The sequence below is a fragment of the Clostridium sp. genome, assembly GCF_016650035.1.
Lineage (GTDB): Bacteria > Bacillota > Clostridia > Clostridiales > Clostridiaceae > Clostridium_AD.
Genome location: NZ_JAENWM010000043.1, coordinates 23,159 through 32,765, shown reverse-complemented (window position 1 = coordinate 32,765; position 9,607 = coordinate 23,159). Strand labels below are relative to the sequence as shown.

The 9,607-nt window shown below is 33.7% G+C and carries 9 protein-coding genes and 2 riboswitches; all 9 genes read right to left on the bottom strand.

Going from position 1 to position 9,607, the window contains the following annotated elements:
- Positions 1-304: 2-oxoacid:acceptor oxidoreductase family protein (locus JJD95_RS11480; RefSeq protein WP_291643159.1), on the bottom strand; the 304-nt coding region annotated here is incomplete at its 3' end.
- Between the two features lie 162 nt (positions 305-466).
- Positions 467-1,828: a sodium:alanine symporter family protein gene (locus JJD95_RS11475; protein WP_291643161.1), complete on the bottom strand. Its 1,362-nt coding sequence runs from the start codon at positions 1,826-1,828 to the stop codon at positions 467-469.
- A 63-nt stretch (positions 1,829-1,891) separates the two neighbouring features.
- Positions 1,892-1,997: riboswitch (glycine riboswitch) on the bottom strand.
- A gap of 125 nt (positions 1,998-2,122) precedes the next feature.
- Positions 2,123-2,202, bottom strand: a riboswitch (glycine riboswitch).
- Positions 2,203-2,351: 149 nt separating this feature from the next.
- The gene (locus JJD95_RS11470; RefSeq protein ID WP_291643158.1) at positions 2,352-3,278 is read right to left on the bottom strand and encodes a glycine betaine ABC transporter substrate-binding protein; all 927 of its coding nucleotides are present in this window, start codon (positions 3,276-3,278) and stop codon (positions 2,352-2,354) included.
- A gap of 13 nt (positions 3,279-3,291) precedes the next feature.
- Positions 3,292-4,032 (bottom strand): ABC transporter permease, encoded by a 741-nt coding sequence (locus tag JJD95_RS11465; protein ID WP_291643157.1) that lies wholly within the window; start codon positions 4,030-4,032, stop codon positions 3,292-3,294.
- Positions 4,010-5,131: an ABC transporter ATP-binding protein gene (locus tag JJD95_RS11460; RefSeq protein ID WP_291643156.1), complete on the bottom strand. Its 1,122-nt coding sequence runs from the start codon at positions 5,129-5,131 to the stop codon at positions 4,010-4,012. Before JJD95_RS11460 ends, JJD95_RS11465 begins: the two co-directional genes overlap by 23 nt.
- A 6-nt stretch (positions 5,132-5,137) precedes the next feature.
- Positions 5,138-5,758, bottom strand: a complete 621-nt coding sequence (locus tag JJD95_RS11455; RefSeq protein WP_291643155.1) for an ABC transporter permease — start codon at positions 5,756-5,758, stop codon at positions 5,138-5,140.
- 639 nt (positions 5,759-6,397) lie between these two features.
- On the bottom strand, positions 6,398-7,840 hold the full coding sequence (locus JJD95_RS11450; RefSeq protein ID WP_291643154.1) for an FGGY-family carbohydrate kinase: 1,443 nt from the start codon (positions 7,838-7,840) through the stop codon (positions 6,398-6,400).
- 40 nt (positions 7,841-7,880) lie between these two features.
- On the bottom strand, positions 7,881-8,651 hold the full coding sequence (locus JJD95_RS11445) for an SDR family oxidoreductase (protein ID WP_291643160.1): 771 nt from the start codon (positions 8,649-8,651) through the stop codon (positions 7,881-7,883).
- A complete protein-coding gene (locus JJD95_RS11440; protein WP_291643153.1) occupies positions 8,641-9,606 on the bottom strand; it encodes an electron transfer flavoprotein subunit alpha/FixB family protein in 966 nt (321 codons plus the stop codon). The genes JJD95_RS11445 and JJD95_RS11440 overlap by 11 nt, the downstream gene beginning before the upstream one ends.
- Position 9,607 lies beyond the last annotated feature (1 nt).

Sequence of the window (9,607 nt, the reverse complement as noted above, 5' to 3'; positions counted from 1 at the left end):
TTTCAGGTGAATCTGTATTGACAATAATAATAGCATTTTCCTTTAAACCTGATAATACTGAAGGACCCCAAAGTGTTTCATCAAGAACTACAACGTAGTCACACTGATCAACTTCACTTCTATCCGTAATTTTTTCGCTATCAATTCTTGTAAATCCTAAAACAGGCGCACCACGTCTTTCAGGGCCAAACGATGGAAATGCTTGAGCATACTCACCACCAAATACAGAAGCTGCCATTCCTAATAGTCTTGCTATGGTAAAACTACCTTGGCCTCCTCGGCCGTGCCATCTAACTTCAATCATAAAATCCTCCTTAAAGTTAATATTCTTGTGATATATCAGTTGTATTTTAATTATATCCTTTTATGCATTTATTGTCAATATATAAAAAAAAGAATGAGCCCTGTTCAATACAGGACTCATTTCCAAGTAGCATAGGTCATTTTTTAGCTTGTGAGCAATTATTTATTTCCCTGCTTTAAGCATTTTATCATTTTCAAGATCTCTAAAGTATTTTCTTGTTTCATTTATAATAACTCCACTTAATCCAATCAATCCGATTAAGTTTGGAATTGCCATAAGTCCATTTACTATATCAGCAATTACCCAAATCATTTCTAATTTTAAGAATGCACCTAATGCTACTAAGACAATATATATCCCTCTATAAGGTTTAATTCCTTTTACTCCTATTAAATATACAACACATCTTTCTCCATAATAATTCCAACCAAGTATTGTTGTTAATGCAAAGAATATAAGTCCAATAGTCACAATCAACTGTCCTATTATCGCAATAGGCAACCCATTACTAAAAGCATAGTTTGTCATAGCTGCTCCTGCATGCTCAGAATTCCAAGCTCCAGTCATTATTAAAACAAGACCAGTCATAGTACAAATAATTATTGTATCAAAGAAAGTACCTGTCATAGATACAAGTCCTTGTCTTACACAAAACTTAGTTTTAGCCGCCGCTGCTGCAATTGGTGCACTACCTAGACCAGACTCATTAGAGAATACTCCTCTAGCAACACCACTTCGCATAGCAAGCATTACTGTTGCCCCTGTAAAACCACCTGCTGCTGCAGTTGGAGTAAATGCACTCTTTACAACTAAAGCTATTGTTCCTGGTAATAAATCAATATTGATTATTATAATTATTAAAGCTCCTATAACATAAAACACTGCCATAAATGGAACAGTCTTTTCTGCTACTGCTGCTATACTTTTTATTCCACCAATAGTTATTAATGCAACTAAAAGTGTTATTACTATTGCTGTTGCAATAATGGGTATATTAAATGTAATTGATGCAGCTTCTACTATTGCATTTACCTGTGGGAAAGTACCTATTCCAAAAAAGGCAACTCCTACACCAAAGACTGCAAACATTTTTGCTAAGAACTTATTTTTAAGCCCATTTTCAAGGTAATACATAGGCCCTCCAGCAATTTGTCCATTCTCATCAACAGTCCTGTATTTTACTGCAAGTAAAGCTTCAGAATACTTTGTAGCCATCCCAAAGAAAGCAGCTACCCACATCCAGAATAAAGCTCCTGGTCCACCAAGTTTAATTGCTGTTGCAACACCAACAATATTTCCTGTTCCTATTGTTGCCGCGAGTGCTGTACATAAAGCTGCAAATGATGATACATCACCCGCTCCATCATTATTCTTTTCTTTAGTAAATAAATACTTAAGTGCAAGTGGTAGCTTAGTAACCTGCAATAAACCCAATCTTATAGTTAAATATAGTCCTGTACCTACTAGTAAAATAAGTAACGGTGGTCCCCAAACCAATGAATCAATTTTGTTAAGTACTTCCATAAACGCTGTCATTTAAAAAATCCTCCCTTTAATTTAATGGAGGAGACAAAATTTTTTTAATAATTTCTATCCCCTGTCCTTTTTACCTGAGAGATTCGATAGATTATCTGAATAATACTATCTTGCTCCTTCGGTGTCTGTTTAACCAGCTCTCTCCAGAGGCTCGTCCAATTACGGTTTTCTCCTAGTAAATAGTTTCTGTGCGAAACTAATAGGTTTTTCAGTTCAACTATTAATTTAATACTAATCCAAAACTCACAAGTTAATGGAGATTTTGTACCTATATAAATATAGTTTCACTTAAAAATCCTTAGGTGCCTGAAAGTTTTTCCTCTTCGGCGGATGGCAAGCCATCTCTCTCCCACAATCTTCATCCGAACACAATATTCAATTTTTGTTCACAAACTATTTATAATTATACATAATTTTTTGTTATTATACAAGTTTTTTTTAAAAAAGACCCCCGCTATTTACAGCGGAGGTCTTTATTTAGATCCTATTCACTTTTTGTTCACTAATAAACCTATTCGCTTATTAATCCTTCTGCTTTCAACCATTCTTCTGCCACAACTTTTGTCTGCTTTTGTTCAATATCTACTAAATAATTCATTTGCGTCATATTTTCATTAGTTAGCTTAGCAGAAATTTTATTTAGTATCTCTGCAACTTCAGGATTTTCTTTAACAAACTCAGTTCTAAGATTAGGTGCAGGATTATAAACTGGGAAGAAGGCTAAATCATCTTCAATATTAACCAATCCAAAAGCTTTGATTCTTCCATCTGTTGAGAACCCCATCCCAATATCAGCTTGATCTTCTTGTAGCGCTTTATAAATAATACCATTATCCATAACTGAAAGATTATCTTCTGGCATTTTAAATCCATAAATATTTTCTAATCCTGGCAAACCATCAGCTCTTGCTGTAAACTCTTGATCTACTGCAAATATCAATTCACTTGGGTTTGCTTTAATATAAGCACCTAAGTCACTCAATGTTTTAATTTTCAATTCATCAGCTTTTGTTTTTTTCATCATAACAGTGTAAGTATTATTAAACCCTGCATAGTCCAACCAATCAATTCCATTTTTTACATCTTCCGCTTTTACTTTATCATAGCATTCCTGTGCATCTGTCAAAGGAGTGTCATGTTGTAAATGCGATTGCCATGCAGTTCCTGTATATTCCCAATAAATGTCAATTTCTTCATTTATTAGCGCACTTCTATTTTTAGATGAACCTGCAACACCTGTATTATCATCAATTTTATATCCTGCATCCTCTAAAGCAAGCATTGTCATTTGTCCTAGCAACAATTGTTCAGAAAATTCTTTTGAACCTACCTTAACAGTGACTTTTTCATCTCCACTTTTTGTTCCACATCCTGTTAGTGTAGTAATTACCATTCCTGATACAATAATCATTGTTATTAATTTTTTACCGATTTTCATTATAATTTCCCCTTTATAATTTTATTTTTTGTTCAATCATTCCAAATACAGAATCAGCAATAAGTGCCATAAGTACTGGAAGAACCGCTCCTAATACAAGAACTTGCCAACGATTAATATTATTTCCGGCGATAATAAAATTACCTAAACCACCACCACCAACAAAAGCTGCTAGTATAGCTGAAGCAATATTAATAGTAATAGCTGTTCTGATTCCAGCTATTATCATTGGCATAGCTAGTGGAATTTCCACCTTAGTCAAAACATGACTTGCCTTCATTCCTACTCCATTCGCAGCCTCAATGATGGCTTTATCTACTTCGCCCACACCAATTAATGTATTGTTCAAAATAGGTAAAAGTGAATATATCCACAAGGCAATAATAGCTGTTTTGGCTCCAATTCCAAGTACTCCAACAAGTAAGGCTACAATAGCTAAACTCGGAATCGTTTGCCCCACATTAACAACACTCACTACTTTAGACGTCCATTTTTTAAATTTCGCTCTAGTCAGAAATATACCTATTGGGACTGCTGTCAATATTGCGAGTCCACTTGATACTCCAACAATATAAAGATGTTGATTTAGAAGAGTAGAAATCTTGTTATAACTAACTAATCTGGCAACCATACTATCTTGAGGGTTTTCAACAACATAAATGCTTAAGATAATACCAATAACTATTAAAATTAAAATTATGACAATATTTTTTATGTATTGTATAGAATTTTTATTTAGACTCGCTGTCACCATCACTCACCACCTTAAGTAAATTGTTTATTGTGACTATGCCCTCAATCTCATGACTGCTGTCTTCAACAAAAATATAGTGTTTCCCTGTACTAAACATTTCTGACAGTGCATCTTTTGCCGTTGCATCCGTTGAAACTCGGTCTACGATTTCTCTTTTTGTTTCACTAACTTTATCTTTCTTTTTTAAAATATCCTTTAGATCAATATAATATTTCCCTTTTTTCCCATCTTCAGTAATCACCATTTGATTAACTTTTGATTCCAAAAATGATTTCTTTGCTTCCTCAAATGTTAGATTTATATCCATAGTGTTCACCTTTTGCATAATACTTTCACATTTAATCAAGTTCATCATTTTTATTGAGCTATTTCCACCAATGAGTTCAGATACAAAATTGTCTATAGGATCAGATAAAATTTGGCTTGGCGTACCCATTTGAAGAATTTTCCCATCTTTTAATACAACAATCTTATCACCCATTTTAATTGCTTCATCAATGTCATGAGTTACAAAGACAATAGTCTTTTTTATTTTTCTTTGTATTTTAAGAAATTCATCCTGCAATTTTCCTCTAGTAATGGGATCTAAGGCGCCAAATGGTTCATCCATTAACATAATTGGAGGATTAGCTGCCAATGCTCTTGCCACTCCTATTCTTTGTTTCTGTCCACCACTAAGTTCTCTTGGCTTCTTAGTTCTATAAACTTCCGGATCAAGTTCCATGAGCTCTAATAGTTCATTTACTCTCGCATCAATTTTTTCTTTTTTCCAACCTAATTCCACTGGTACAGTGGCAATATTCTCAGCAATTGTCATATGTGGAAACAATCCTATATCCTGAATAATGTATCCAATATTTCTTCTTAATTCTATAGAGTTAATATTTCCTATACTTTTACCATCGATAAGTATATTTCCTGAATTAGGTTTGATTAATTTATTAATCATCTTCATAGTTGTCGTTTTACCACAACCTGATGGTCCGACTAGCATGCAGATTTCTCCTTTTTTAATATGAAGGTTCAGATTTTCAACTGCATCTACATTTGCATTATTATATCTCTTAGTAACATTTTCAAATTTTATAATATTCTCCACCCCCTCTTATATCTCATGTTTTTTTTGAACCTTCTCAAGTAATTTATCTGTCAATATGGCGATGATGGAAATTAATATTGCTCCTATTAACACCATATTATCATTTGTTCTACTTATTCCTCTGAAAATATAGACGCCTAGTCCACCCGCTCCTATATACCCTGCAATGGCTCCTATTCCTATTCCCATTACAGTCGCTGTTCGAATACCCGTCATAATAGCTGGAAAAGCAAGTGGGATTTTAATCTTATAAAGTATCTTCATTTCTGTAAGTCCCATACCTCTTGCTGCTTCAATAATAGATGGCTTAATACTTGTAATTCCCGTATAAACATTTCTAACAATTGGTAACTGCGTATATGCAACTAACCCGACGATTGCTGGTGCTTTCCCAATCCCTAGTATAGGAATAAGCAAAGAAAAAAGTGCTAAGCTTGGAATTGTCATCATGACATTTGTAATATTTAAAACAATACTTGCCACTTTTCTATTCATTGTAATTATTATTCCTACAGTGGTTCCTAATATAATGGAAATAACCATTGCAATAAGAACCATCATAAAGTGTTCCACTGTAAGATCTACTATAGTTTCCCATCTGGAAGTGAAAAAACTAAATAAATTCATACTACACCTCCTTTGAAATTTTTGGTAATGAAATCATGGATACAACAATTATATGTATAACCAATAATATTATATTTGTCATACACTCAGTAAAATTTTTATTAATAATGTAAAAACCTTTTATCTTCTTATAAAATACTATATAAAAAAAATGAGCCAATTATAAAGATTTTGTATATTGCGGAGAGTTGATACTACTTAATTGTATTTAGACTAGTAACTTTAGAGTTAAAGATTTCTTGCTTAAGTGTTTTGACTTAAATATTCATCAAAATGAATTCTACTCGAGAACCACTCAATAATATTTGTATAGGTATTTGTTGTTTTGTCGTAATAACTTAAATTATGCATTTTTTTGCCAATGTATATCAATATGTTATCATAAAACATAGCTAAATTCAATATATTCTGTAAACTTTTTTTAAACAATCTGTAAATTAGCTAGTTTTTTACTATCAATAGTTGAGTTACCATCTGATATTTCATTTATTATTTCACCTGTAAACTCTCATACATTATAATGTACGTACTGTAACTAGAATGTGAAAGTATCGCAAGTTGTGTTATTATTATCTGCAATAATTCTGTTAATATTCACAAAGATTAGCACCCTTTCAATATACTTTGTTATTATTTTCTTTATACCTTGTCTTTAAAAATCTCATGTGATTTCTTTAAAAGTTCATCTGTGTAATCTGTGATATGCTTGTAAACATTTTCATTCATCTCTTTGTAAATCTTCACATTTTCATAAATTGGCATAAAACTGTCTCTACGTTTCACCATATGTTCAATTGCTTCTTCCCTTTCCTTATAAACGCCAAGTGCCAAGGCTGTGCATATTGCAGCACCCATGCTGGCAGACCCATTTACCACATTTCTGTGAGCCGGTACGCCAAAGACATCAGCGAATATTTGCATAAAGAGTTCTCCATTTGATCCGCCACCACTAACAATAATATTAGATAGCTCTATACCTCGTTCATCACACATCGCCTCAACATAATTCTTCATTGTAAATGCGATACCTTCAAGCATGGAACGGAACATATGTTGACCCTTATGAGTACCGTTAAACCCAATTATCATACCACGCTGATGCAACTTATCAGGGCTCGCTAGCCAGTTAAGCACTGTATAAAGACCACCACATCCGGCCGGCACCTCGGCTCCTAGAACATTTAGATACCCTTCTGGTGACATACATCTCTTTTCAGCTTCATTAACAATATCACTACCTAGCAGATCCTTTATCCATGTAACAGTTGACATACCTCGGCGTATACCGTTACTTTCATAAAGCCAATCTCCTTTGGTAGCTCCTGGATTACTCCAGTAGTTCACAGTACTTGGATTATTCTCTTCTCCAATCATCATTGAAGTAATATAAGTACCTAATGACACTAGGACTGTTCCATCATTTACAAGACCTGCACCGAGGCCTTCAACTGCTTTGTCATTTGCCGTTGACACTACTTGCACGCCCACTGGTATACCTGTTGCCACACTAGCTTCAGCTGTAATTTTTCCCATAACGCTCGAAGGATCAACAAGATCAAAGAGCATTTCTCTTGGTATAGTAAATTCATCAAATTTTTCTCCGTCTTCAAACCATTCCAAAGTCATTGGATCTATTGGCCAAGGACCAACATAGTTAGACCTTGTATCCTTGGTCTCACCAGTCAGTCTATAAGTAAGATAACCTGTTGTAGTCGTAACATACTTCACATTATCATCATCATGTTCATAAGGTCTTGATAATCTAAGATCCATCCAGCTTTGCATCGGCGATGCCAAATCTCCATTTTCTTTAACCAGTGCGCGACAACATCTAATAGAGCCAAGTCCAACCCCTATAATGTCTTTTTTGTCACCATTGAATTTTTTGAACATTTCATCAAAAGCTAGTTTTAAGCTATCCCACAAGTCATCATCAGGATGTTCCGCTCTACCATTTTCACCTAGCTGAATTTCTCGAAGCTGTACGGTACGAGAGCAAACCTCTATTCCTAACGTATTAAAAATGGATACTTTTGTACTTTGTGTTCCACCATCGATTGCTATAATGTATTGATTCACCATAAGCTTCCTCCTATGCTAGATTATTATTTACTTGCTAATACTATCTCATTAAATAACCACCATCTACAGTTACAGTAGTACCATTAACATAATTAGATGCTGAACTTGCTAAGAATACACTCGTTCCCATTAGGTCTGCTACTTCACCCCATCTATTGGATGGTATATGATCTAAGATTATTCTATTTTGTTTTTCATCATTTCTTATAGCATCAGTTAACTTAGTTGCAAAATAACCTGGTGCAATTGCGTTAACTTGAATATTAAACTGAGCCAATTCATCGCACATAGCCTTTGTAAGACCTACTATACCATGTTTTGTCGCTGCATAAGCTGGTGACCACTGTCCTCCAAGGAATGCAAAAAGAGATGCAATATTAATTATTTTACCACTTTCTTGTTTAATCATGTATTTTGCTGATTCATGAATCATTTCAAATGCTGCTGTTAAATTAATTGAAACCATTTTATCCCATTCTTTACGAGTAAATTTAGTGACATCTTGAACATTTATAGAAATACCTGCACAGTTAACTAATATATCAATGCTACCCCATGTATTAACGCACTCGTCAACAACTCTTTTACATTCTTCATCTGCTGTAATATCAGCATTAATGTATTTATACTCCACTCCGCAAGATTCAACCCATTTTTTTGTTTCACCATCATCATCCATAACACTTGCTGCCATTACATTTGCGCCACCTTTTGCCAATGCAACCGAAAATGCCTGTCCTAAACCAGTATTTCCACCAGTTACAATTGCATTCTTTCCCTTTAATGAAAAGAAATCCATTTTAAAATCCATAATATCCACTTTTATTCCTCCTAACTTCTATTTTTTCTATTAACTTATCAATAAACTCTATGGCATCTCCTTCAACAACAATATCTGCTAGACTACAAATAGGTGCATCCTTATTTATATTTACTGAAATTATATTTTCAACATTTTTTAACCCTTCAATATGTTGAAGAGATCCATAAATGCCTAATGCAATGTATAACTTTGGACTAACAGTTTTCCCTGATTGCCCTACTTGAATACTTCGGGGAGCAATCCCACTATCTACGATACTTCTACTAGCAGATACCATTGCATTCAATTCAGAGGCTAATAAATATAGATGTCCAAAGTTTCCTATTACACCACCCCCACCAGAAATCAAAACTTCACTTTCTCGTATATCTTTTGTAATTTCTTTTTCTATTGTTTTAAGTAATCTAATCTTGCTTGGCTTTACAGTCGTTGGTTTAAATTGAATTTTCTCTGTTTTCTTAAAAGAAGCTGTAGTATAGACAAATACATTCGGTCTTACACTCATCATAATGGTCTTACAATTCCTGATAACAATGCCAGCAAAAATTTTACCACTAAATGCCGGTCTTACCATCTCCACTTCACCATTATTATGTTCAATCGATGTAACATCTGCAACCAAGCCAATTTTAAGTCTCATTGACAGTCTTGGGGCAAGCATCCTTCCTAAATATGTAGCTGGAATAAGTATGCTATCAAAATCATACGTATGATGTAATTCTTCTATGCAATTTGTTATGTTTTGAACATCATAATTCTTTATCACTTCATTTTGAATGTTAATTATATAATCAAATTTCCCATCAATTATCCCATCATTATGATTAAAACAAATAGCATAGGTTTCATATTCACTATCTTTATACATCTGACTTACTACTTCTAATAAATCTATAGAGTTCTGAAAATCTTCTTCATCAAAGTAGATTAAACTTTTATTCATA